Here is a 23683-nt window from a genome sequence, read left to right as displayed (position 1 = left end):
AGGAATTCCCATGGACAGTGAGCTGGTCTTCCGAATCGACGCCTCCATCGGACCTGCGAAGCCGTCGTTCCTTGTGGGAGATCCGACCGGTTGGACGAAGGAGGCGCTCGATGCCTTCATCAGAGACGCCCGGGACCGCTCGCAAGTCTTCTCCTGGGCGCCGGATCACCGGACGCTGGCCGTCCATTGCACGGAGAACCCCCGGCTGTCCCTGACAATCGAATGTTGGGAAGCTGCCCCGCCCGACCACAAGACCGTCGCGTGGCAGGAGGAGTCCGCCACCGTCTGGGACCGATTGGATGAACTCTCCGTCTCCGAAACCGGCACTGGTCGCTGGCCTCTCGCGCCGATCACATTCAACTGGTTGCCACCGGGCCCTTTCCATGTGCGCTGCCGCGTGAACGGCCGCGAGCATTTCAACGAGTTCATGGGCAGCGACATGGACGACGACGAGTTCGACGACTACTTCCTGCGGCATCCGGAGCGATACCTGCTTCAGATCTGGCCAACGGACCCCGAAACAGACTGACGGCCCCGCGGAACCCAACCAAAGGGCCGCCAGTGAGAGGCGTCGTCGCTGAGAGCAGGCCACCAGCAAATCGGGAGGCGGGACGGGGCGTCCCGTTGGACTCAGGTTGGGGGCCGCTGTACCGGGATCTGATCGGGGAGGCGCAGCACCATCCCGAGGTCGCCGCCGCCCTCAACCAGCGCTCCGCCTGCGCCTGCATTCCTTACTCCTGCTGGTGAAAACCGGTTCGCCAGGAGGGGTGGCGGGGCTGCCATCCCAGTGCGGTGGCTTTGTGGTTGCGGGCGCCGCGTTCCCATCCGGCGCGGCCGTGGCCGGGAGCGGGCGCCGGTTCGTCGAGGGCGGTGGCCAGTGCGGGGACCCAGGCGCGGGCGGGGGCGGGTTCGTGGTCGACGATGTTGACGGGGCCGTTGGGCCAGGTCAGGGCGAGCAGGGCGGCGTGGGCGGCGTCCTGGACGTGGACGAAAGAGGTCACGGCGTCATTGGCGAGCAGTTCACCGGCTCGCAGTCGTGCGGCGATGAGGCCCTGGGGGGCGTACCAGGTACCGGGGCCGTACAGGGTGCCGTAGCGCAGGATGACGTGGTCGCTGATCTCGGCGGCCGTGGTCTCCAGTGCGTGGATTCCGCCGATGGTGGTGGCGCGTGGTGGTGGCGCGGACAGGTCGAGCGGGACGGATTCGTCGGCGGGCAGGTCGCCGGGCTCGTAGGCCCAGGCGATCGATTGGCCGACGATGCGGCCGACGCCGGCCTTGCGGGCGGCGTCGACCAGGTTGCGGGTGCCGTCGCGGCGGATACGGGCGTTGTCGGCCGGGCTGCCGTCGCCGAGCGCGGTGAGTTGGTGGATGAGGGCGTCGGGTGCCGTGGTGAGCAGCGCGTCGGTGACGGCCTCTCGGTCGAAGACGTCGAGGGCGATGCCGGTGGCGCCGGCGGCGCCGAGACGGGCTGCGCCTCGGGTGGTACGGGAGGTGCCGGTGACCTGGTGGCCCGCCTGCAGCAGGAGCGGGACCAGGGCGCGGCCGATGACGCCGGTCGCTCCGGCGAGGAAGACGCGCATGTCAGGCCTCCGTTCGTGCGCGGCGGTCGCGGCGGGCGTCGAGTTCGTCGTCGCCGACCAGGGTGAGCATGGGCAGGCCCGGCGCGCCGATCATCACGACGAGCAGGCGGGTCCAGGCGGCCGGGAGGTTGTTGGCGGCCTGATAGTGGATGACGTCGCCGCCCGGTTCCCAGAACGCCTCGCCGGCGCGGATCACCCGGGGCGGTTCTCCCTCCAGTTCGAAGAGCAGTTCGCCTTCGAGGAGATAACCGAAGACCGGGCCGGAGTGGCGGTGGGGCGGGGTGCCCGGGTCGCCGGGCGGCAGTTCGAGCGTCGCCGTCATCACCTCGGCGCCGTCGGGGATGAACGGCGGCACCTGATGCAGCAGGGTCGTCAGAGTCGTGGAGCTCATGGTTCCTACCTGTGAGAGGTTCGGGCCGTGCGGTTCAGGAAGACGAAGACGAGGGCGGCACCGAGCAGTACGACGCAGGCGTCCACGAGCAGGCCGGTGCGGATGCCGGTCAGGGTGTCGTGCGCCGAGTCGATCCGGGCGGTGGCGATCGCGCTGATGACCGGGATGCCCACGGTGATGCCGACCTGCTGGGTCATCGAGGCCAGTCCGCTGGCCAGGCCCTGTTCGGAGTCGGGCAGGCCGGAGGTGGCGGTCACCATGTAGGAGACGACGGCGCCGATATGGCCGAAGGCGCCGACCGAACTGGCCGCCAGGAAGAGCACCAGTCCGCTGGTGTGGGCGTCCATCGCGAGCAGCGGCACGGTGGCCAGGCCCTGGACGAGCAGGCCGAGCCACAGCGCGGTGCGGCTGCCGAGCCTGCCGATCACGCGTGGTGCCGCCAGGCCGCCGGCGAAGGCGGCGACGCCCATGGCGGCGAAGGCGAAGCCAGTGGCGATCGGCGAGTAGCCCAGCACGTCCTGCAGGTAGAGGGTGGCCAGGAAGATGACCGAGCTCTCCATCGTGAAGGTGATCAGCCCGCCGACGTTGCCCCAGCTGACGGTGCGGAGGGTCAGCACCCGCATCGGGACCAGCGGAGCGGCCGCGCGCAGCTCGATCCGCCAGAACGCGAGCAGCAGCGCCGCGGCGGCGGCCAGCGCCGCCATGGTTCCCGGGGCCGTCCAGCCGTACCGGCCGGCCGAACTGACCCCGAACACCAGCGCGAACAGCCCGCCGGTGACCGTGGCGGCGCCGGGCAGGTCCAGCCGGGTGCGCTCGCCCCGGCTCTCAGCGATCACTCGGGGCACGGCGAGCACCATGACGACGGCCACCGGCACATTGATGAAGAACGCCCAGCGCCAGCTCAGCAGCGAGGTGAGCGTTCCGCCGAACACCGCGCCCAGAGTGAACCCGGTGGACAGCAGGGTGCCGTTGAGCCCCAGCGCCCGGTCCCGCAGCGGCCCCTCAGGGAAGGACGTGGTGAGAAGCGCCAGCGCCGCCGGCGTCGCCAGGGCCGTCGCCAGCCCCTGCACGACGCGCGCCGCCAGCAGCACCGACGGCGAGGTCGCCAGGCCGCCGGCCAGTGACCCGGCTCCCAGCAGGACCATTCCGGCCAGGAACAGGCGCCGCCGTCCGGCCAGGTCGGCGATCCGGCCGAACAGCAGCGTGAGGCCGGCCGCGGGCAGCATCATCGCGGTCCCGATCCACTGCAGGTTGCCCAGGCTGAAGCCCAGGCCCTCACCGATGGTGGGCAGCGCGACGTTGAGGATCGAGAAGTCCACCGACATCATGAACTGCGAGCCCAGCAGCACCACCAGGATGAGCTGCTGCCGCCGGGTCATCCGCGGCCGGGCCTCGACGGCGGCCCCGGGCTGCGCCGTGGGCGCGCCGGCCGGTGGGGGTGGGACTTCGGTAAGTGCGGTCATCGTCGAACGTCCGATCGTTCTGGTTGGAAGGCAGGGGTCATGGACCCGAGACCCCTGGGGGATCCGGGTCGGGGTCGGACGGGCCTTTCGGCGGGTGAGAGAGAGCGGCGGCTGAGCGGGCCCGGAGCAGGGCCGGCTGCGCATCGGCGCGTGGAGCGGAGGGACCGCGGGGCGCCCGGCGGCCGCGAAAAGGGTCTTACGAGCGGGTCAGGGCCGGCCGGTGTCGGCGGCCCTGGTCCGGCCTCACTTGTCGATCGCGAGCTTCCCGGCGACGCCGAAGCTGTCGGCCGGGGTCTCCTCGATGAAGACCATGACCGTCTCGGCCGGGATCCCGTACGTCTCGACGAACGCGTCGGTGATCTTGCCGATCAGTTCCCGCTTCAACTCGACGCTGCGGGGACCCTGCTGAACGGTGACGGCGGGCATGAGCCGCTCCTTCTGGCTGCGCTTTTCGGACCTGTCCAGACTCGTTGACCGGGATGTCCGCATCAAGCGTGGCCTGTGGCACGATCGGTGAACCGGACTCACCGATGGGGGGCGGGCGGATGGAGCGCCACGAGATCGAGACCTTCCTGACGCTCGCCGAGGAACTGCATTTCAGGAAGACCTCCGAACGCCTGGCACTGGCGCAGGGCCGCGTCAGCCAGATCGTCAAGAAACTGGAGCGCCAGATCGGCGTGCCGCTGTTCGAGCGCACCAGCCGCCGGGTGGCGCTCACCCCGGCGGGCCGCGCGTTCTACAACGATCTGAAACCCGCCTACGACCAGGTCCTGGAGGCCGTCTCCACAGCGGTCGCGGCCGGTCGCGGCATCGCCGGCACCCTACGCGTCGGCTACTCCACCCCCTGGTGCGGCGACCTGGTGGTCCGCGCCGGGGACGCCTTCCGCGCCGCCCACCCCGGCTGCGAGGTCCACTTCCGGGAGATTCAGCTCAACGACCCCTATGGCCCGCTCCGGGCCGGCGACGTTGACCTCCAACTCACCGAGTTCCCCGTCGACGAGCCGGACCTCGCCGCCGGGCCGGTGATCATCTCCGAACCCCGGGCCCTGATCGTCCCAGCGAACCACCCCTACGCCCGCCGCGAGACCGTGTCACTGGAAGACCTGGCCGCGATCCCCCTCGTGCCCATCGCCAACGCCCCCGACCACTGGCTGGACCACCACTACCCCTCCCACACCCCCTCGGGCAGGGAAATTCCGCGCGCCCCGGCAGCCACCTACTGGCAGGAAACCCTGACCCTCGTCGCCGGCGGCCACGGCGCGGCCCCGGCCGCTGCCCGCGCCGAGCGCTACCACGGCCGCCCCGGAGTGGCCTTCGTGCCCTTCAGCGACGCACCACCCATCCAATACGGACTCATCTGGTCCGCCACCGGCCACAACGCCCGAGCCCGCTCCTTCATCGAAACCATCGTCCGAACGCCGAGCGCGTAACGGCTCCAGGGACGCCCGGACTATCGGGTGGAAGATGATCTTGATCAGCGTGGAATCCAGCGGGACGCTTTGTCGTTTCCGAGGCCAGTCTTCTGACCGCAGAGTCCGGGCGCGCCGCGCAGCGGGGGGCGAGAACCGTGGCGGGCCAGGTGCTGATCTTGCGCTCGTTGGCGTAGGCCAGATGGAAGGCCGGCAGGAGGCTTGGCGGCTATGCCCCGGACGCGGCGGTTGCCGCCGTGCTCGATGCCTTCGTAGGCGTCGCCGAGGGCGGCGTGCATGGTGGCGTGGGCTGCTGGACGGTGGTCGGCCGGGCGCAGTGCCTACAACGAGCGCGTGTGCCGCGGAGGGGTTGCCGTGGGTAGTGGCGTTCTCGTGGAGTTGGGCTGCGTCGCGGTGCTCGGCCGAACTCATGGGCGGGAGATCGTCGGTGCGTGGCGCCGGACCAGGGCCACGATCGACGGGGCGATCCTGAGCCGCGGCAGGACGTCCGGGCGGAAACAGTGCAGCATGATCCCTTCGGTCAGCGTCAGCGTGGACGGGTCACCGTTCCAGCGGCCGGCGAAGATCTGGACCGAGAAAGCCGAGGATTCGCCGCTCACGGCTTCTTCCACTGCGAACGGCTCCAGAACGGGGATGTGGAGCCCTGCCTCTTCTCGTAGTTCCCGCCGGATCGTCTCTTCGAGGGTGCGGTCGTCGGGTTCACGGTTGCCGCCGAGCAGGGACCACGCGCCGGGCTCGGCGATGCCCGGGATGTTGTCGCGCAGGTGCAGCAGATACTCGCCGCGGCCGTTGTAGATCAGCGCCGAGGCCGTTGACGCATTGGGATGATCTTGAAGGTTGCTGCCCTGCGTGCTGACCTACGCGGCAGCGCGGGCAGTACGAGGCCATCCACTTGGCCGGCGGCAACATTGTTAGTCCGGATCACAGGAGCGCCGCGATCTCCGGCCAGCAGTAGCAGACCTCGTCGGGTGGCACCTCACCGGCGAGGACTCCGCCGAGCGAGGTGTAGAGGCGGCGAGCGCGTTCGTTGACGGCCAGTACCCGGATCGCCAGCGAGCCGAACCCGTCGGCGGACAGGTCGGCTGCCGCCGCCCGCAGCAGGGCGCGGCCATGGCCTTGGCTCTGATGTCCGGGACGGACGGCGAGGGCGTAGATCTCAGCGTCATGGCCGAGTTCCGGATCCGCCGGACCGCCCATGACCAGACCGATGACCGTCCTGTCCGGCAGTTCGGCGACCCTGGTGTGGTGTGGCCGAGGTCGTTCGGCCGCCTCTCCGAGGAGATTCCTGCGCCAGTTGGCGGTGGATTGCTCACGGGTGACGTCGAACTCCTCGAACTCGGCGAACGCGGCACAGGTGACCTCGGCCATGACCTCGGCGTCGGGCGGGAGGGCGTACCGGATCGGCATAAGCGGAGCCGCCCCCAATGGTGCTCATCGTGAGGGATAGCCGGGCAGTTGTCTGCCGGCCTCGACCTCTAACGGTCAGTGAATCCGCGTATACCGCAGGGCGTCCGCTCGCGCAATACGATGGCGCTGACTCGCGAGGGGCCACGCCATGTCCGAGTTTTTGTTTTCCGTCTACGTCATGCTCGACGAGCTGAAGATGATCGAGGCGATCACCAGTGACCAGGTCGCCCGGGCACCGGGCAACCAGGGCATGCTCACGTTTGTCTTCGCTCACCCGAATTCGGTCGTGCTGCGCGACTTGAATGCGTCGGCGGCCTACATCGACATCCGCTCAGGCCTGGCGTGGAACCTCTTTGTCGTCGGCTACGCCCCGGGTCCGCACGGGCAGCCCGACCTGGTCTCCAAGCCGCAGGTGTTCGACGAGGTCAGGCGTACGATTCCCGCTCCATGGCGCTACTCAGGGCTCTGCGACCTCGTTTCGGTCATGGCCTACCAAGGGCATGCAGGCCTGATCGACTGGTCATCCATGCGGTCGGTGACCATCACCGGTCCCGACGGCGGCTACACCGACCGCAGCATCGGCGAGATCTCCGAGTTGATGGCCGACTGGCACGACGACCCTCCCGGCCTAGCCGACTACGCCGCCGGCGAACCCCCGGCAGCCAGGTCCCTGACCGTGTCCAGGCTGGCGCCCGCCCTGGGGTTCCTCGGCAACGCGGTCGGAGGCGGAGTCCTCGGCAACACCGTCTACGACCTGCTCAAGGCACTCCACTGACCGCATCGCGGTGACCTCGCCGTGCCCCAACTTCGGGGTCGCCGAGCTCGCTGCTCGCCGGTAGCGGGGTCGATCCGCATCGGAACCGTGATTCTTGATCGACGGCCTGGTGCTGGTCGCCCCCGGCCCGTCACGCGTTTTCCATCCCCTCCCGGGCACCACGGCATACTCGGTTACCTGTGGCAGGAGCCGACACGAGCCGGGGGAGCGATGCCGGGAGACGGCGCACCAGGGGACGCGGCGCCGGGGACGGTCGCGCAGCTGCTCGCCGCAGACGACCGGGAGTTGGAGGAGATCCTCGCCGCAGCGGACACCGCCGACCTGGCCATGCACGCCCCGCGCACCAGCCCCCCGCGGGTGCGCCGTCCCGCTCCGGGAACGTGCGAGATGGTCCTGCTGGGGTCGCTGGGCTGCCGCTACGGGATGCTCGCCGGCGGCGCCGGCGGCCACCTGGTCCGCACCGCGTCCGCCAGCGTCCTGGTGGACCCCGGGCCGGCCGCACTGCACCTGCTGCTCGGGCTGGCCGAGCGGGGGCTGTTTCACTGGAGCGAGCTGGACGCCATCTGCGTCACCCACTTCCACCCCGACCACTACACCGACCTGATCCCCTGCCTGGAAGGCATGGCCGGTGACCCCGCCGCCGGGCGCAAGCTGCTGGTGGCCAACCCGACTGCGGCCGACCGGTTCCGCGCGTTCTCGCCCTATCACGCGGGCGGCATGGCCGACCTGGTCACGCTTGCGCACCCGCGGACCGAAGGGGACGGCGAACCCTCGGTCAAGGTCGGCGACCTGACGATCCACGCCACCCCGGCCCTGCACACCGAGGAGACCGGCCGCACCCGCTCGGCGATCGGGCTGGCCTACCGGACGCCCGCCGGGGGGATCTGGTATACCTCCGACACCAGCCTCGCGGGCGGCCTGCTCGGCGAGGTCGCGGCGCTCGTACCCGAGGCGGCGCTTGTGATCGCGCATGCCGACGCCACCAACCTGCATCCCTCGCCCGAGCGGACCGCGGCCTGCCACCTTGAGACCCGAGACGTCCCGGCCATCGCCGCCGCGCTGCACCCAGGCCACGTCCTCATCCACCACTACGACGCCGCCTACGCCGCGCCCCGGTACCGCATCGCTCAGGCCGTCTGGCTGCAGCGCGAACTGGACCGGCGCGGCCTGCCCGCCCGCGTGCTGCCCTCGGCGGCCGGCATGCGCCTCACGCTCGCCGATGGCGGGCTGCGGCACCACCACGTCGACGTCACCGATGACGCCGGCGCCGCCGTCGCCGAGTATCTGCGGATCGCCTGACGTGTCGCGGTGTGCGGCTCGGTCCGCTCGTCAGCCGGGTTGAGCGCACGCCCGCGCCGTGCGGTCCACCGCTCCCACGACGGAGTGGAAGATGATCTTGCTTGGCGTGGAATCCAGCGCGGCGCTTTGTCGTTTCCGAGGCCGGTCTTCTGTGACCGCAGAGCCCGGGCGCGCCGGAGACCCCCTCGGGGCCAGCGTGCGGCGGTGTGCCCGGGCCGCGAGCGCCGCGCGTTCAGCCTGCTAGACGGAATCCCAGAATTGGCCGAGCTCCTTCGCGAACCAGTCGAGCCGGTCGGCGGCGTACGAGGCGCGCAGGTCCTTGACCAGCGGGTCGAGTAGCGCCCGGTCGCGGTCCGCGCCGAGATTCGCCATCAACTCGCTCTCGTTCTTGTACGTCGCGCCGAAGTTGGCGAGAACGGCGAACACTTCGAGGACGTCGCGCCAGAACACGGTGGCGTCGATGCCGGTGGCGCGCCAGTCGGTGCGGGTGAAGCGCAGCATGGCGGCGGAAGCATCGTCGCCGAGTGCGCCGTAGGAGTCGTCGCAGCGGTGGAAGGCCAGCGAAGCGGCGGTGAGTCCGGCCCGGCGGACGGCCAGCAGAACGGGTGGATCGTCGGCGTGCTCGGCCTCCAGTTCGTTCAGCGCGTCGAACAGGGGCCTGATGTTCTCCAAGGCCGAAATGCCCCAGCCCGGTGCTTCGAGGTCGAACGGAGTGGCCCCGGAAAGTCGTTGGTAGAACGGGCGCGGTGAGACCGGGTACAGATCCCAGCTGCCGAAGTGCGTCCGAAGGAGGTGGCGGTGGCTGGGGGTGTCGCGCATGGCGGGTGAATGGTCCTTGCTCCGGACGCCCGTGCCCTGCTTCACCTTCGACCGTGCCTTGGCCAGCGTCTTGCGGTCGGCGGCCAGACCACCGACGAGGTCTGCGGCGGTTTTCCCGGTGGCGGCGAGACGCTCCTTGAGGTCGACCAGGTGCGACCACATCCGTTCGGCGAAATTTCGGTTGGCGGGTTTCGCGTAGAGGCTCGCGTCGAGCTCGTCCCAGTCGCCGTTGTGGTCCGCGACGCACACGACGCCGAACCACAGGTCCCAGTACGTCCACTCGGCACCGAAGGCGGTTTTCCATGCTTCCGGCCCGTAGACGGTGGGCTTCTTCGTTTTCACTGGTGCACTCGGGGTTTTGTGCTCGGTGGCGAAGAAGTGAACGAGGGCGAGTCCGTCGGCATCGGCTCTGGACGAGCGGTACTTCTGGCCTCCTTTGACGGCCTCCCAGTGCGGGGCCGTGTTGCCGTAGGGGCCCTCGGAGTAGTCGAGGCGCCAGCCGTCGGGGAGGCCGGCGCAGAACGGCACGGCCAGCTCGGCGAGGTCCCGGCTGGGGCAGGTCGGTCCGTTGGGCCTCACCGACCAGCCGGGGCGCGGCCGCCCGCCGGGGGCGGGCATCGTCGTCTCGACGACGGCGCAGTGTCGCCGGTGCCGGGGCGTGGCGTCCGGCCGCGCCACCGGCCTGGCCGCCGCGATCTCCCGTTCGGCCAGTGCGCGGAACTCGGCGCGGGCGGCGTCCGGGTCGGCGCCGGACAGCAACCGGGCGGCGAGGTCGGCGACCGGCCAGGTCACGAGGGCGCCGGGGTCCGCGAGGTACACCCCGGCAGCGCGGACGCCGTAGAGGTCGCCGGTGTCGAGCCACGCGTGCGCGACGAGGTGCCGCAGCCGCCGGGCCACCTCGGCCGCGTCGCCGAGGCTGACCGCGACCAGCGTGTCGCCGATCATCAGGTCGCCCTCCGCCAGCCCGTGCACGAACACGGGCTCGGCGACGCCCCGCATGGCGCCCGGCCCGTCCAGCCGGTCACCGAGGGCGCGGGGCAACTTCCGGACGAGGCCGACCAGTTCGCGCACCTCGTCCTCGGGGACGCTCCGGTGGATCTGCTCGACGGTAGCGTCCGGCTCCGGCAGCACACCCGCCTCGAACCGGGCCAGCATCAGGCAGAGCCGGGCCAGCCCCGTCTCCGCGCCGCCGACCACGCCGACTGTCGAGTGCGCGGCGAAATAGCGCCGGACGCGGTCGATCAGCTCGGACAGGACCGCTTCCACCGGACCGGGCTTCGGCGGGCTGGACAACGCGGCGAACGCTTTCCTCAGGTCGCGCTCCCGGAGGTCGTCGACCCAACCGTGCGTGGTGGGCCGCAAATCGGCGGCCTTTTCCCGGAAGGGCGGGACCAGCTGCGCGTGCGACGCGTACCGTCGCGCCATGCGGTCCGCCCATCCGTCCCGAACGACCGCCTGCAGGCCGCGCAGCGCGCGATACGGAGGCACCTGCTGCACAAGAGCGCCCATGCGCAGGGCAAGTGCCCGCTCGGTGTATTCGCCGTGCGCTCTGCCGGAACCAGCCGGCAACCGTCCGGCAAGCGCAGGCGCCCCAGCGAAAGCACGTGCGCACCATTCGCCGACGGCACCGGCGTCCAATCCCACGGAGCCCACCATCGCGCACCTTTCCTGCAGTGACCGGGGACCATCGACCCTACGGCCTGTCCGGTAGGTCTGGGTGTTTCGTAGTTCCGGCGATGAGTTCGACCGGCACGCCGGGTCAGTCACAGAGCAACGAACCTACGGAGGGGACAATCCAATGGCCGAGCTGAACGCCGAACATGCCCGGCGAGCGATCGTCGAACACACCCGACGTCTGGCGGAGTCGGCCGCCGCGGCCGGGCCTGACGCCGTCGTGCCGACGACCCCGGAGTGGACCGTCACTGACCTGGTCGAGCATGTGGGCCAGACCCAGCACTGGGTCGCGGAGATCATCGAGCGGCGCATCACCGACCCCGCGCAGCTGCCCGCGGAGATGGCCGCTCTCCCCGCCGACCCCCGTGAGTGGCAGGCGTGGCTGTCGGAGTCCGCGCAGCGGGTCGCGAGCGCGTGCTCCGATGACTCGCTCGACGCGCCGGTGTTCAACCCGGCGGGGGACGAGCGGACCGGGACGCGATTCTGGATGTCCAGCATGCTCAACGAGGCGGTCGTCCACGGCTTCGACGCGGCCTCCGCGGCGGGCCGACCGGCCGACATCGACGCCGACATCGCAGCCGCGCTCATCGGCAACCACCTCGCGATGCTCACCTCCCCCACGTGGGAGATGCAACGGTCGGAGTCCGCCCACGCCATCCGGGGGACCGGGCAGACCCTGCAGTGGCTGGCCACCGACACCGCGGACGACGCGGGCGCCTGGTTCGTCGAACGGCGGCCTGACGGGGCGACGTGGCAGCCTGGAGCCCGGCAGGCCGATGTGACGGTGACCGGCCCGGCACGCTCGCTGCTGCTGGCCCTGACCCGGCGACTCCCTCTCACCGACCGCGAAGCCACCGGCATCAGCGTCGACGGCGACACGGGCCTCGTCCAACACTGGCTCGACAACACCGCCCACGTCAGCGGCTGACCGGTACCGAGGCGCCCGGCGTTCAGGGGGCGTCGCCGGCGAGCAGCCAGCGGAGGCGGGTCGTCAACTCCTCGATGACGGTGTCGGCCTGCCGGTCCCGGCTCGTGCGGACCCAGTCGTCGAGCCAGACCTGCAACGCCGAGACGATCATCCCGGCGGCCACGCGCGGGCGGATGTCGGGCAGCTCACCGGCGGCGATGGACGCCTCGACGCCGCCCGCGAGCGTGTCCAGCCCGGCGCTCCAGACCGTGCGCTGAACCCCGCGGCCGCCGTCCGCGCCGCTCGCCCAGCCGAATCCGGCCCGGAGGTTGAGGTGGAGGTACTCGTCGTGCTCGGTCAGGAACCGGGCGACGGCGGCGACCCCGGTGAGGAGGCGTTCGAGGGGTGACGCCGCGGTCCGCGTCACCGTGTCGACCTCGGCGAGGAGCGCCCGCATCCGCTCGTCATGCAGGGTGTCCCAGATGGCGAGCTTCCCCGAGAAGGTCTTGTACACCGTCGAGAGGGACACGCCGGCCGCCGCCGCGATCGACTCCATCCGCGCGTCGGTGAACCCGGAGGCGCTGAACTCCCGCTCGGCCGCGGCGAGGATCTGCCGCTGATACATCCGCCGGCGCGCGTCCCGGATGTCGGGCACCGCGGCCGGGTTGTCATCAAGGTGCATGGTTCTCCACTGCGCCCGTACGGCTCCGCCGCGCGCCGCGCGGTTCGCTCTCCGAGCGCGTGCACGGATCGTTTCGAGAGGGGTTGTCCTCATCGTAGCGCCTCGCTACGGTGACTGCAGAATCACGATTCTGTTTATTGAAGTGACCATTACTCCATTCGTGGAGGCCGGAGGTTCCCATGGCGAAGCCGACGCTGTCGATGAAGCCCACCGGTTGGTTCCAGGTCGCCTGGTCGGCCGAGATCGGGCCGGGCGACGTCACCCGGATGACGTACTTCGGCCGCGATCTGGTCGCCTGGCGCGGAGAATCGGGACAGGTGTCCGTCATGGACGCCTACTGCGGGCACCTGGGCGCACACCTGGGCTACGGGGGAACGGTCGTCGGGGACCGCCTGCAGTGCCCGTTCCACGGCTGGGAATGGACCGCGGAGGGCCGCAACGCCTGCATCCCGTACGAGACCCGGCCGAACCTCGGCGCCCGGATCCAGACCCTGCCGGCGGTCGAGCGCAACGAGGCCGTCTACGTCTGGCACGACGTGCACGGCCGCCCGCCCTACTTCGACGTCCCCGACGTCTTCACGGGCTGGGACGACGGCGTCACCGCGGACGACTACCACCCGGCGTTCCCCGGCTCGGCGCTGCTTCGGGAGCGGCTGGAACTCCATCCGCAGTACGTCCTGGAGAACGGCGTCGACTTCGCGCACTTCAAGTACGTGCACAAGGTCCCGATCATGCCGGTGTTCACCCGCCAGGACTTCGACGAGCCGGTCTCCTACGTCGACTTCACCATCACCTTCGACGGCTCGCTGAGCAGCATCGACGACGTCGGCAGCGGTGTGCACGCCATCAACGCCGGGCTCGGGGTCGCGGTCACCAAGAGCTGGGGAATGGTCGACAACCGGACCGCCTCGGCGGTCACACCGGTCGACGACCGCACCTGCGACGTGCGCTTCTCCGTCTGGATCGCCCGCCGGCCCGACAAGGACGAGGCGGCCTCGCGGTCCTCGGCGCAGCGGAACGCCCAAGGCGTCATCGACCAGTTCCTCGCCGACATCGAGATCTGGTCGCACCAGCGCTACGCGGACCCCGCGAGGCTCGTCCGCGACGAGCACGCCGGCTTCACCGCGCTCCGCGCCTGGGCCGAGCAGTTCTACCCCGCCGAACAGCCCCGTTCCCACGAAAGGCAGAGGCCATGACCTCAGATCGCAGATCACCCGTCCGGGTCTTCCAGGTGGCCACCGGCAACGTGGGCACCGAGATGATCCGGCGGATCGGCCGGCATCCCGACCTGGAACTCATCGGCGTGCACTGCTACACCCCGGAGAAGATCGGGCGCGATGTCGGTGAACTCGCGGGCGGCGACCCGATCGGGGTCGCGGCGACCGGATCGGTGGAGGAGATCATCGCCGCCGCGCCGGACGTCGTCACCTTCCACGGGGTGTTCCCGGACGAGGCCCTCTACGAGCGGGTGCTGGAAGCCGGCATCGACATCGTCACCACAGCCGACTGGATCACCGGGCACCACCGCGACCGGAATCATCCGCACCCGTCGGGCCGGCCAGTCAGCGAGGTCCTGGCCGACGCCTGCCGGCGCGGCGGCGCCACCTTCTACGGCACGGGGATGAACCCCGGGCTCTGCCAGATCCTGGGCGTCGTGCACTCCGCCGACGTCGCCGAGATCGAGAACGTCACCGTCATCGAATCGGTCGACGTCTCCTGCCACCACTCCGCCGCCACCTGGATCGAGGTCGGCTACGGGCGTCCCGTCGACGACCCCGCGCTGCCGTCGATGCTGGAGAAGTACACGCGGGTGTTCGCCGACTCGATCTACATGATGGCCGACTGCTTCGACCTCCGGCTCGACGACGTCGCCTTCTCCTACGAGATGGGCGCCTGCACCAAGGACGTCGACCTCGGCTGGTACCAGCTGCCCAAGGGCTCACTGGGAGCCAGCTACATCAAGTACCAGGGCGTCGTCGACGGCGTCCCGCGGATCGAGGCCCACCTCGAATGGCAGATGACACCGGACACCGATCCCCGCTGGGACGTCAAGGGCTGCTACATCACCAAGATCCAGGGTGATCCCGTGATCTACAGCAAGCACATGATCCTGCCCAAGCCCGGCACCGACTTCTCCTCCCCCGAAGCCTTCGCCTCCATCGGCATGACCGTCACAGGGCTCCCCGCCCTCAACGCCATCAAGGCCGTGGTCGACGCACCTCCCGGCATCCTGACCAGTGCCGACATGCCGCTGCGCGGCTTCGCCGGCCGTTTCGCCACCACGGCGGGCGGCTGACCGGGACATGGGGTGCCACGTCGAGGGAGGAATCCGTCGCGCGAGCCTCTGAGACGTCGTAAGGCCGCTAACGGCCGGTTCCGCGTTCCGTGGCCGGCTGACAGCGGCGCGCTCCGATGCTGGGATCGGGTCATCGGTGGACCGGTCATGGAGGGAGCGGGTTGCGCGTCATTCGGTGGGCGCTGCGCATCGTCGCGACGGCTGCGCTGGCGGTGGCGGCCGGCGTCGCGGTCAACCAGGTCCTGAACGGCGGGACCTTCGCGCCGCGGTGGGCCGTCGCCGCGTTCGCGCTGAGCCTGGTGTCGGAGGGCCTGAACCAGTGGTTGGCGCGGCGCGACGCCCGCCAGACCCCGGCAGGCGAGGGCGGCCCCGGGCAGCGGGCCGTCTACCTCAGGCAACTGCGGTCGCACGTCCAGCCGAGCCTTCCAAACCCTCGTGCAAGCCGATCGCACCACGCGCCTGCACAACCTGCACCGGCTCAACGAACTCGCCGCCACAGGCGAGGTGGACATCTTCAGCGCCCACGACCCCGACGAGCTCGACCGCGCGCAAGGCGGACGCACTCGCGATCAGGCGGAATCGGAATCGCGCCGGCACGTGTCACAGGAGGGGCCGGGGCTGCGTCCTTGAAGGCATGAAGCCCACGATCACCGTGATCGGCGGAGGTCTGGCGGGTCTGACCGCCGCCATCGCCAGTGCCGAGCAGGGCGTCGACGTGGTCCTGTTCGAGGCGCATCAGAGCCTGGGCGGCAGGGCCCGCTGCACGCCTGCACCCCACATCGCCAATGACGGCCCCCATGCCTTCTACAAGGACGGCACCGCCTGGAAGTGGCTGGCGGCGCGGAGCCTGGCGCAACCCGCCGCGCGGTTGGGCGCCGCTCAGCTGGCCAGGGTGCGTTTCCGTCACGGCGGCGGGCTCAAGCTGCTCCCGCCCGCCGGGCTGGTCCGCATGCTTATCGCGGGCCGGGGGCGGCATGCCCCGGTCGACCGCTCGTTTCGGGACTGGGCTAGCGCGGAGTTCGGGGAGCCCGCCTACCGTGCCGCGGCGGGTCTGCTCGGACCGGCTCTGTTCGAGGCCGACCCCGGCCGGCTGTCGGCCGCCTTCGTCTTCGAAAGGCTCTTGCGGGTGGCATCGTGGCGCCAGCCCGTCACCCGCTATCCGGTCGGAGGCTGGGGCGCGCTGGTCGACAGGATGGCCGCCCGCGCCCGCCACCTGGGCGTCCGCATAGAGACGGGAGTGCGCGTCGATGCGGTCCCCACGGCGGGGCCCGTGATCGTGGCCACCTCCCTCGACGCCGCCCGCGCGCTTCTGGGTGATGAGAGCCTGCGCTGGGAGTCCGGGCGTTGCGTCCTCATGGACGTCGCCCTGCGGCCCTCGCGCACGGACCAGTGCGTCACGTTCGACCTGCAGGAAGGCGGCTTCGTTGAACGGTTCGGCGCCCAGGACCCGAGCCTGGCGCCACCCGGCGAAACACTCCTGCAGGGATCGATGCCGCTGCGGGCGGACGAGTCCAAGACCCGCGGCATGACGCGTCTGGAGGCCCTGTACGACCTGTGCGCCCCAGGTTGGCGCGACCGGCTCACTTGGCGCCGCGACCAACTCGCCGCCGGACGCACCGGAGCCCTCGACCTCCCCGGCACGAGGTGGCGGGACCGGCCGGCGATCAGCCGCGGCGGCCGGACCTACCTCGCCGGAGACGCCGTCGCCGCCCCCGGGCTCCTCGCCGAGGTATCGGTCAACAGCGCTCTCATCGCCGCCCGCCTGGCCACCGATCCGGCTCCCGCGCGGGGTGCGGGCGTGGACCTCGCAGGGCGTCGTGCAGCGCCTCCCGCAACGAGGGAGGATTCAAGCCGTCGAAGGGCTCGCAACGAGCGGGGTCGATGACGTAGTCGTGTTCGTTTCCGCTGGCCAGGTAGCGGCAGAAGCCGTAGGGCTCGCCGGTCACCGCCGAAATGAGGGCAGCGTCGAGCCGCGGTGTGGCGATCGGGGAGCGGACGATGAGCCGGCGCAGACCCAGCGTGGTGGCGATGGCGCGGACGAGCTCCCGGTGGGTGGGTTGGGCGCAGGCAGGTGCGTCCAGCGTCCGGCCTGCCAGTGCCGCGTCGGTCCCGGCGGCGACGATGGCCTCCGTCACCGTGGCGGGATCGATCACGGCGATGCGGTTGGCGCACCAGGGGCCCAGCGGAACGATGGGCGATCGTTGGACGAGCTTCACGTAGGGCAGCAGGCCGCGGGAGCGGGCGCCCAGCACCATGCCTGCGCGTACGGCGGTCATGCCAGGGATGCCGTCCAGCAGGATCTCTTCCACCCGCAGCCGGTTGTGCTGGTAGACGGGCGGCCGTGCGCCACTGGGTGGCGCCAGGGTGGTGAAGAAGACGCCTTGTGGCAGCCCGGTGGCCTGCGCCGCGCGGACGAACTGCCGGGCGGCGCGCAGGTCGCGTTCGTCGGTCCTGCGGTCGGGTGCACCGAGGGCGTGCACGAAGTAGAACGCGGTGTCGACATCGGTCAGGGCCTCGTGCAGACCGGCTCCGGTGATGGCATCGCCCTGGACGACGTCATCGATGCCCGCCTCCTTGAGGGCAGAGGCCGCGCGTGCGCGGTCGCGGACGAGGCCGCGAACGGTGTGGCCCCGCGCCGCGAGGAGCCGGGCGACGTTCCCGCCGTTGTAGCCGCCGGCGCCGACGATCAGAGCCTTCATCGCCGTGCCTCCCGCGCCAGCACGCCGACCGCGGTGCGCGGGTCGGCCAGCAGCACGCGGGTGCGCGCCCAGAGCGAGCTTCGAGGGCGTACGTCGAGATGGCAGTACATCTGATGACGAGCGACGAGGTCGCCGCGGAAGGTCCAGATCTCGGTGCCGAGCTGGTTGGCGCGGCCGCGGAACCCGCCCTCCCAGGTGAGGACGACGGTGTCGGCATCGGCGCATTGCGGGATCTTCCGAACGCGCAGCCGGTGGGCCCGCCAGACCTCGGCCAAGACCGAGGCCGCGGGACGGATCGCGTCGAGGCCCGCGTAACGCTGGGCGGCTCCGTCGAAGACCCACTCGGCGACGGCGTCGGGGTGGTAGAGGGCCAGCCACTCGTCCAGCAGCGCCTCATTGGTCATCCGTTCGGCCTCGGCGGCGAAGGACGCGGCGTCGAGAGCGCCGTCCGCGCGGCGGGCCAGAGGGGTGGTGGCGGTCATCGGTCGCTCCTCGAGTCCGGTCCGTCGGGTGTGTTGAGCCATGCCGTCTCCAGTGCGTGTGCGGTGGTCGGGGCGGGCGCGGTCAGCCGCCGGTGGAACGCGGTGATCGCGCGGACGGCGCGCCGGTCGGTCATCGTGGTGAGCAGCGCGGCGCCCTCCGCGCGGAACGCCGCGGTCGTGCGGTGCGCACCCGGCCCCTGGTAGGCGACCCGTTTGAGCTCACGGATCACCCGTGGCCCACGTGTCGCCAGGCGTTGGGCGATCGACACCGCCCGGGCCTCCAGGTCGTCGCGGGGGACGAGATGGTGCACGAGACCGAGGTCCGCCGCCTGCCGCGGGGTGAGCATGCGCCCTTCGAGCAGCAGTTCCAGTGCGCGGGACGTGCCGATCGCGTCGAGCGTGCGGCGGGCGCCGCCCGCCCCGGCCAGGACGCCGACGGTGCTCTCCGGAAGGCCGATCGCGTACGTTCCGTCGGCGGCGACGCGGACGTCGCAGGCCAGGGCGAAGACCCAGCCCATCGCGACCGCCGTGCCGTTGATCGCTGCGACGAAGACCTTGTCCGTGCGGTTCATGCGGCGGAACGTCGCGTACAGCCGCGGTGCCAGCAGCACGCCGCGCAGCGGGGTGGCCCGGACGACCCGGTCCACCAGCCGCGACCGGGTCAGGACGCTCCCGACCCGCAGGATCGCGAGCGCGACCGGATAGGGGACACGGCGCGGCGCCAGCCGTACCGCGTCCAGCACGTCGGGCACGTGCAGATGCGGATAGGCCGAGCCCTGCCCGGCGAAGACCACCGCGCCGACCGAGGTGTCGCGGGCCAGCCGCCGGGTGAGCCGGTCCAGTTCGACGCTCATCGGCTCGTCGAGGAAGTGATGGGGCGGGTTGTCGAAGTGCACCACCAGCACGCGCCCGACCCTCCGGGTCAGCAGGCGAGGCCCCTGGGCACCAGACGTTCGTTCGTCCATGGCTCAGGACGGTACATAAGTTTTCGAAGCTAGTAAATAAGTATTCGAAGTAGATGCTTCGAATAGTTTTCTGCGAGCGGTAGAGTGCGGGGCATGGCTCGGCGCACCTATGACCAGTTCTGCGGCCTCGCCCGCGCACTCGACATCGTCGGGGAACGCTGGACGCTGCTGATCGTCCGGGAGCTCATGTCGGGCCCCAAGCGCTACTCCGACCTGGCCGCCGCACTCGACGGCATCGGGACCAGCCTGCTGGCCTCCCGGGTCAAGCAACTCGAAGCCGACGGCGTCATCGCGCGGCGCCGTCTGCCGCCGCCGATCGCGTCCACCGTGTACGAACTCACCGCGACCGGGACCGACCTCGCCCGGGCGATCATGCCGCTCGCCCTGTGGGGCGCACGCCACTACACCGGCGAGGGCCGCGGACCCGCGGACGTCTACCGAGCCGAATGGACGCTGACGCCGCTCGTCCATCTCCTTCCGCCCGACGCACTGCGCGACGTCGAAGCCGTCTACGAGTTCCACGTCGACGACAGCACGGCCCACCTGCGCATCCAGGACGGCCAGGCCCACATCGCCCCGGGAGTGGCGGACGGGCAGGCCGACGTCACCATCCGTTCGGACTCATCGGCTCTCGCCGCCATAGCCGCAGGCCGCCTCGACATAACCGAAGCCCTGGAAGCCGGCCAAATCGAGGCGGACGGCGAGGCGACCGCGCTGACAACACTGCTAGAACTCCTGCACGCCCACCTACACCCCCTAATCCACCCCAAGAACACCGCCTAGCCACCCGCCCCCGAGCCCCAATGCTCCAGATGATGGAAGCAGGGGGCCGCGGCCGGCGCCGCCGCGGCGATCGGGGAACTGCTGGCGGACATGCTGCGAGTGCTGGCCCCCGACCATCCCGACACCCTCGCCGAGGCGATGGTCGCGTGTTCGGTCGGTTATTTTTCGGCGGCCGCGATGTCGTCGGGCCGCGTTGCCGGCAGGTCTGGGGTCCAGGAGAGGAGGATGTGTAGTGCGTCGTCGGATGGTGTTCCCGGCTGTGCGGTGAGCACCATGAGTCGCTGTCCGCTGTCGTCGGGGCTGTCCCAGGTGTCGCAGTCCAGGGTGAGGTCGCCGACCTCGGGGTGCCGGTAGTGCTTGGTGCCGTAGGCGGCGGAGTTGACGCGGTGTTCGGCCCACCACGTGCGGAAGTCGGGGTCCTGGACGGAGAGTTCGCCGACGAGTTGTGCGAGGTCCGGGTCGTCGGGGTCCTTCGCCGCTTCCATTCGCAGGGCTGCGACGGCGTCGCGGGCGTCGTGCTCCCACTCCAGGTGCATGCCGCGGATCCCGGGATGGGTGAACAGCAGCCGGACGTAGTTGCGTTCGCCGGCGGGTATGCGGGCGAAGTCGGTGTAGAGAGCGGCGGCGGCATCGTTCCAGGCCAGGATGTGGAGCCGCTTGCCGAGGACGACCGCCGGGGTCGTGTGGAGCTGGTCGAGCAGGCGGCGCATCGCCGGTCGCATCTTCTGGACGGTGCGGCGCCGGCGCGGGCGGGCGTCGGTCTTGCCCGCGATCTCGTAGAGGTAGGTCTGCTGGTCTTCGTCCAGGCGCAGGGCGCGGGCGAGGGTCGCCAGGACGGTGGCGGATGCCTGGACGCGGCCCTGTTCGAGCCGGGTGTAGTAGTCGACGCTGATCGCGGCTAGCTGCGCGACCTCCTCCCTGCGCAGGCCGGCCACCTTGCGGCGCCCGCCGGTCTCGGGCAGGCCCACCTCGTGCGGCGCCAGCTGGGCGCGGCGGGCCTTGAGGAAGGCACCGAGGTCGCCGGTATCCGGTGAGGCGGTCATGCCGTCCATTCTCGGCGGTCAGGGGGCGCGCCTGGGAGGGCAGGTTCCTTCCCAGGCAAGAACCCGTCTCTTTTGCGCGTCCGGGAGCAGCGCGAACGTGGAGTCACACCGCTTCCCGACAGCGAACTGGAGCCTCCCGTGACCACGATCGACGTCACCTTCGACAGCGCCGGCATCACCCTGGCCGGTCACCTTTACGTCCCTGACGCGCCCTCCGACGGACCGCGCCCGGGCATCGTCGTCGGCCATCCCGGCACCGGCGTGAAGGAGCAGGCCGCGGGGCTGTACGCCGCCCGGCTCGCCGAGCAAGGGTTCGTGACCCTCGCCTTCGACGCCGCCTACCAGGGCGAGAGCGGCGGCGAGCCCCGCGGGCTGGAAGATCCGGCCCAGCGGATCGAGGATCTCAAGGCGGCCGTCTCGTTCCTCACCACGCGGCCCGAAGTCGACGCCGAACGCATCGGTGCGCTCGGCATCTGCGCCTCCGGCGGCTACGTCCTGCCCGCCACCGCCGGTGATCACCGCATCAAGGCCACCGCCACCGTCAGTGCCGTCGACATCGCCCGCCAGTTCCGGCTGGGGGCTGACGGAGCCCAGGACCCGATGGTGTTCCAGGGCATGCTCGACGCCGCCGCTGCCGCCCGCACCACCGCCGCCCGCGGTGCGGACCCGGGCGTCCTGACCTTGTTCCCCGACACCATCGAGGAAGCGCGCAGGCTCGGCGGCGAGCACGGGGCCGAAGGCTTCGAGTACTACCGCACCCCACGCGCCGAGCACCCGCGCGCGGCGGCGTTCTTCGACTGGACCAGCATCGACAAGATGGCCGGCTTCGACGCCTTCGCCCCCGTGCCCTTGATCGGCCCGCGTCCGCTGCTGATGATCGCCGGAACCCGCGCCATCACCTCGTGGATGACTCTCGAGGCCTTCCATAGGGCGGTCGGCCCCAAGGAGATCCACTGGGTGGACGGCGCCAGCCATGTCGACCTCTACGACAAGGACCAGTACGTCGGCCCGGCGGTCGAGAAGCTCACTGCGTTCTTCACCGACGAGCTGGCGTCCTCGTCGGCTGTTGCTAAGTGGACTGCGGTCCGGTAGCTTCCCGAGAGGAATGCGGACCGTAGTCCGCTTGCTGAAGGGATCAGGTCATGAGCCGTTTGCTGCATGTCTCCGCCTCGCCGCGCGGAGCGTCCTCGGAGTCGCTGGCGCTCGCCGCCACGTTCCTCGACGCCTACCGGGAGACCCACCCCGGCGACACCGTCGACCACCACGACCTCTGGGACGGCACGCTCCCGGAGTTCGGTCCCGCCGGAGCCGGGGCCAAGATGACGGTCTTCGGAGGCGCCGAGCCGTCCGGCGCCCAGGAACGCGCCTGGGCCGCCGCCCGCGCCGTCTTCGAGCGCTTCGACTCCTACGACCGGTACCTGTTCAGCGTGCCCATGTGGAACTCGGGCGTGCCGTACATCCTCAAGCAGTTCGTCGACGTGGTCTCCCAGCCCGGCTGGGTTTTCGGCTTCGACGCCGAGCAGGGCTACACCGGTCTCCTGCGGGGCAAGAAGGCGGCCGTCGTCTACACGAGCGCCGTCTACGGCGACGGCCGCGAACCGGCTTTCGGCGCCGACTTCCAGAGCACGTTCCTCGAGGGCTGGCTGCGCTGGGCCGGGATCACGGACATCACCGCCGTGCAGTTCCGTCCCAACCTCGCCACCGCCGACGCCGAGATGGGACGCCGCGAAGCCCACGGCCGGGCCCGCGAGGAAGGCAAGCGTTTCTGACGTTCCGCGCCACCCGTGATTGCAACGTGACGTCGCATTCTTGCCAGCGCGGGCGGCCTGGCTCGCGAGAGGGTCGGCGACGGCTCGCGATTCCGGTCGCGGGCCGTCTCACCCTCGGCATTCTGCGAAAGGCGCTTTGCATGCACGTCGTCCCCGGACTCAAGGTGTTGTACTTCGGAACTCCGGTGGTGCTGATCAGCTCGCTCAACGAGGACGGCACCGCGAACCTCGCGCCGATGTCGTCCGCGTGGTGGCTGAACCAGTCGTGCATGCTCGGCCTCGGCAACAGCGCCCGGACCACGGCGAACCTGCTGCGGGACGGCGACTGCGTGCTCAACCTGCCCTCGTCGGCGATGGTCGACGCCGTCGACCGGCTCGCGCTCACGACCGGTAGGCCGGACGTGCCGGACCACAAGGTCGAACAGGGCTACCGGTACGAGCCGGACAAGTTCTCGGTCGCCGGGCTGACCGAGCAGGTGTCGGACGTGGTCCGGGCCCCTCGGGTCGCGGAATGCCCGATCCAGATGGAGTGCAGGGTCGTCTCGGCCCATCCCGTCGGCCGGCCGACTCCGCAGGCCACCGCCTTCCAGGTCGAGGTCCTCCGCGCCCATGTCGAGGAAGAGCTGGTCATCCCGGGGACGAGCCACGTGGACCCGCTCGGCTGGGACCCGCTGATCATGAAGTTCTGCGAGTTCTTCGGCGGTGGCGGCAACGTCCATCCGTCCCGCCTCGCCGAAGGCTGGAACATGCCGCACGACCTCCGGACGTCGACCGTCTGAGTCCGCTCCCCAGAGGTTGTCGTTCGGGAGCCTGGCCTCGCCGGCGGGCCGGCGGTGCCGTGCCTGCTCACGTCGTGATCGTCCGCCGCACCCCGGCCGGCCTGGTGCTGGGTACAGGCCCGATTCGGGTCTCCGCGATCATGTACAGCGAAGCATTGGTCAGGATCAGCCAGGTCAGCAAGACCTATGGCCGCCGCGACAACAGGGTGGCGGCCTTGAACGGTGTCTCTGGTCGTGTTTCCGGGCGGCCGGTTCACCGCCGTCATGGGGCCCTCGGGATCGCGGAAGTCGACCCTTCTCCAGTGCGCCGCGGGAATCGACCGTGTCGACGCGGGCGGGGTCGAGCTGGCCGGAACGGCCCTGAACAAGCTAAGTGAGAGTCGCTCGGCGTCGGCGGGGCAGCGTCCAGGCGTGGACGGGCGCGGTCGCGAGCAGCAGCC

The 23683-nt window shown here is 70.7% G+C and carries 23 protein-coding genes and 2 pseudogenes; 13 read left to right on the top strand and 12 right to left on the bottom strand.

Features of this window, described 5'->3' with window-relative positions; translation table 11 throughout:
• The first annotated feature begins 10 nt into the window (after positions 1 to 10).
• Positions 11 to 529 (top strand): hypothetical protein, encoded by a 519-nt coding sequence (locus tag ABD296_RS02595; protein WP_344260932.1) that lies wholly within the window; start codon positions 11 to 13, stop codon positions 527 to 529.
• Between the two features lie 202 nt (positions 530 to 731).
• Here ABD296_RS02595 and ABD296_RS02590 read toward each other — a convergent pair whose 3' ends face one another.
• The 4 genes from ABD296_RS02590 to dmpI all read right to left on the bottom strand — a co-directional run bounded on the left by ABD296_RS02590 (position 732) and on the right by dmpI (position 3860).
• Complete coding sequence (locus tag ABD296_RS02590) at positions 732 to 1580, bottom strand: NAD-dependent epimerase/dehydratase family protein (protein WP_344260930.1); 849 nt, start codon at positions 1578 to 1580, stop codon at positions 732 to 734.
• A 1-nt stretch (position 1581) separates the two neighbouring features.
• Positions 1582 to 1971: a cupin domain-containing protein gene (locus ABD296_RS02585; protein WP_344260928.1), complete on the bottom strand. Its 390-nt coding sequence runs from the start codon at positions 1969 to 1971 to the stop codon at positions 1582 to 1584.
• A gap of 5 nt (positions 1972 to 1976) precedes the next feature.
• Positions 1977 to 3434 (bottom strand): MFS transporter, encoded by a 1458-nt coding sequence (locus tag ABD296_RS02580; RefSeq protein WP_344260926.1) that lies wholly within the window; start codon positions 3432 to 3434, stop codon positions 1977 to 1979.
• A gap of 243 nt (positions 3435 to 3677) precedes the next feature.
• Entirely contained in the window at positions 3678 to 3860 is a 183-nt protein-coding gene (dmpI, locus tag ABD296_RS02575) for a 4-oxalocrotonate tautomerase DmpI (protein ID WP_344260924.1), read from the bottom strand.
• A 119-nt stretch (positions 3861 to 3979) separates the two neighbouring features.
• Here dmpI and ABD296_RS02570 point away from each other — a divergent pair, with 119 nt between their 5' ends.
• Positions 3980 to 4864: a LysR family transcriptional regulator gene (locus ABD296_RS02570; protein WP_344260922.1), complete on the top strand. Its 885-nt coding sequence runs from the start codon at positions 3980 to 3982 to the stop codon at positions 4862 to 4864.
• A 407-nt stretch (positions 4865 to 5271) separates the two neighbouring features.
• Here ABD296_RS02570 and ABD296_RS02565 read toward each other — a convergent pair.
• Together ABD296_RS02565 and ABD296_RS02560 are read right to left on the bottom strand one after the other, a co-directional pair.
• Positions 5272 to 5670: pseudogene (locus ABD296_RS02565) on the bottom strand (NUDIX domain-containing protein); the annotation flags it as partial.
• A gap of 115 nt (positions 5671 to 5785) precedes the next feature.
• Positions 5786 to 6271, bottom strand: coding sequence for a GNAT family N-acetyltransferase (locus tag ABD296_RS02560; RefSeq protein WP_344260920.1), 486 nt, complete (start codon positions 6269 to 6271; stop codon positions 5786 to 5788).
• A 148-nt stretch (positions 6272 to 6419) separates the two neighbouring features.
• Between ABD296_RS02560 and ABD296_RS02555 the strand changes: the two genes are divergently transcribed.
• Complete coding sequence (locus ABD296_RS02555; protein ID WP_344260918.1) at positions 6420 to 7046, top strand: hypothetical protein; 627 nt, start codon at positions 6420 to 6422, stop codon at positions 7044 to 7046.
• Between the two features lie 210 nt (positions 7047 to 7256).
• Positions 7257 to 8345 carry an MBL fold metallo-hydrolase gene (locus ABD296_RS02550; RefSeq protein ID WP_344260915.1) on the top strand — a complete coding sequence of 363 codons (1089 nt, stop codon included), beginning with the start codon at positions 7257 to 7259 and terminating at the stop codon, positions 8343 to 8345.
• A gap of 240 nt (positions 8346 to 8585) precedes the next feature.
• Here the strand turns inward: ABD296_RS02550 and ABD296_RS02545 are convergent, their stop codons facing one another.
• A complete protein-coding gene (locus ABD296_RS02545; RefSeq protein WP_344260912.1) occupies positions 8586 to 10652 on the bottom strand; it encodes a hypothetical protein in 2067 nt (688 codons plus the stop codon).
• A 310-nt stretch (positions 10653 to 10962) separates the two neighbouring features.
• Here ABD296_RS02545 and ABD296_RS02540 point away from each other — a divergent pair, with 310 nt between their 5' ends.
• Complete coding sequence (locus ABD296_RS02540) at positions 10963 to 11766, top strand: maleylpyruvate isomerase family mycothiol-dependent enzyme (RefSeq protein WP_344260909.1); 804 nt, start codon at positions 10963 to 10965, stop codon at positions 11764 to 11766.
• Between the two features lie 22 nt (positions 11767 to 11788).
• Here the strand turns inward: ABD296_RS02540 and ABD296_RS02535 are convergent, their stop codons facing one another.
• Positions 11789 to 12427, bottom strand: a complete 639-nt coding sequence (locus tag ABD296_RS02535) for a TetR/AcrR family transcriptional regulator (protein ID WP_344260907.1) — start codon at positions 12425 to 12427, stop codon at positions 11789 to 11791.
• A 179-nt stretch (positions 12428 to 12606) separates the two neighbouring features.
• Between ABD296_RS02535 and ABD296_RS02530 the strand changes: the two genes are divergently transcribed.
• From ABD296_RS02530 to ABD296_RS02515, 4 genes are all read left to right on the top strand, one after another.
• Positions 12607 to 13623 carry a Rieske 2Fe-2S domain-containing protein gene (locus ABD296_RS02530; protein ID WP_344260904.1) on the top strand — a complete coding sequence of 339 codons (1017 nt, stop codon included), beginning with the start codon at positions 12607 to 12609 and terminating at the stop codon, positions 13621 to 13623.
• Positions 13620 to 14723, top strand: a complete 1104-nt coding sequence (locus ABD296_RS02525) for an NAD(P)H-dependent amine dehydrogenase family protein (RefSeq protein ID WP_344260902.1) — start codon at positions 13620 to 13622, stop codon at positions 14721 to 14723. Before ABD296_RS02530 ends, ABD296_RS02525 begins: the two co-directional genes overlap by 4 nt.
• A 435-nt stretch (positions 14724 to 15158) precedes the next feature.
• Complete coding sequence (locus tag ABD296_RS02520) at positions 15159 to 15353, top strand: hypothetical protein (protein WP_344260900.1); 195 nt, start codon at positions 15159 to 15161, stop codon at positions 15351 to 15353.
• A 4-nt stretch (positions 15354 to 15357) separates the two neighbouring features.
• Complete coding sequence (locus ABD296_RS02515; protein WP_344260898.1) at positions 15358 to 16608, top strand: NAD(P)-binding protein; 1251 nt, start codon at positions 15358 to 15360, stop codon at positions 16606 to 16608.
• Positions 16609 to 17089: 481 nt separating this feature from the next.
• On the opposite strand, the pseudogene ABD296_RS02510 reads toward ABD296_RS02515, so the two are convergent.
• The 3 genes and pseudogenes from ABD296_RS02510 to ABD296_RS02500 form a co-directional block, all read right to left on the bottom strand.
• Positions 17090 to 17422, bottom strand: a pseudogene (locus ABD296_RS02510) (NmrA family NAD(P)-binding protein); the annotation flags it as partial.
• A complete protein-coding gene (locus ABD296_RS02505) occupies positions 17419 to 17904 on the bottom strand; it encodes a nuclear transport factor 2 family protein (protein WP_344260896.1) in 486 nt (161 codons plus the stop codon). The pseudogene ABD296_RS02510 and the gene ABD296_RS02505, both read right to left, overlap by 4 nt.
• Entirely contained in the window at positions 17901 to 18869 is a 969-nt protein-coding gene (locus tag ABD296_RS02500) for an enoyl-CoA hydratase/isomerase family protein (RefSeq protein WP_344260894.1), read from the bottom strand. Before ABD296_RS02500 ends, ABD296_RS02505 begins: the two co-directional genes overlap by 4 nt.
• A gap of 93 nt (positions 18870 to 18962) precedes the next feature.
• On the opposite strand from ABD296_RS02500, the gene ABD296_RS02495 reads away from it, so the two are divergent.
• On the top strand, positions 18963 to 19652 hold the full coding sequence (locus ABD296_RS02495) for a winged helix-turn-helix transcriptional regulator (RefSeq protein WP_344260892.1): 690 nt from the start codon (positions 18963 to 18965) through the stop codon (positions 19650 to 19652).
• Between the two features lie 158 nt (positions 19653 to 19810).
• Here ABD296_RS02495 and ABD296_RS02490 read toward each other — a convergent pair whose 3' ends face one another.
• Positions 19811 to 20695 carry a helix-turn-helix domain-containing protein gene (locus tag ABD296_RS02490; RefSeq protein WP_344260890.1) on the bottom strand — a complete coding sequence of 295 codons (885 nt, stop codon included), beginning with the start codon at positions 20693 to 20695 and terminating at the stop codon, positions 19811 to 19813.
• A gap of 138 nt (positions 20696 to 20833) precedes the next feature.
• On the opposite strand from ABD296_RS02490, the gene ABD296_RS02485 reads away from it, so the two are divergent.
• The 3 genes from ABD296_RS02485 to ABD296_RS02475 all read left to right on the top strand — a co-directional run bounded on the left by ABD296_RS02485 (position 20834) and on the right by ABD296_RS02475 (position 23243).
• Entirely contained in the window at positions 20834 to 21787 is a 954-nt protein-coding gene (locus ABD296_RS02485; protein WP_344260888.1) for an alpha/beta hydrolase, read from the top strand.
• 50 nt (positions 21788 to 21837) lie between these two features.
• The gene (locus ABD296_RS02480; RefSeq protein ID WP_344260886.1) at positions 21838 to 22464 is read left to right on the top strand and encodes an FMN-dependent NADH-azoreductase; all 627 of its coding nucleotides are present in this window, start codon (positions 21838 to 21840) and stop codon (positions 22462 to 22464) included.
• A 140-nt stretch (positions 22465 to 22604) separates the two neighbouring features.
• On the top strand, positions 22605 to 23243 hold the full coding sequence (locus ABD296_RS02475; protein ID WP_344260884.1) for a flavin reductase family protein: 639 nt from the start codon (positions 22605 to 22607) through the stop codon (positions 23241 to 23243).
• Positions 23244 to 23683 lie beyond the last annotated feature (440 nt).

This window comes from Actinomadura napierensis, from assembly GCF_039529375.1.
Lineage (GTDB): Bacteria > Actinomycetota > Actinomycetes > Streptosporangiales > Streptosporangiaceae > Spirillospora > Spirillospora napierensis.
Note: the sequence above shows the minus strand (reverse complement) of the source record. Positions and strands in the feature narration are given on the sequence as shown.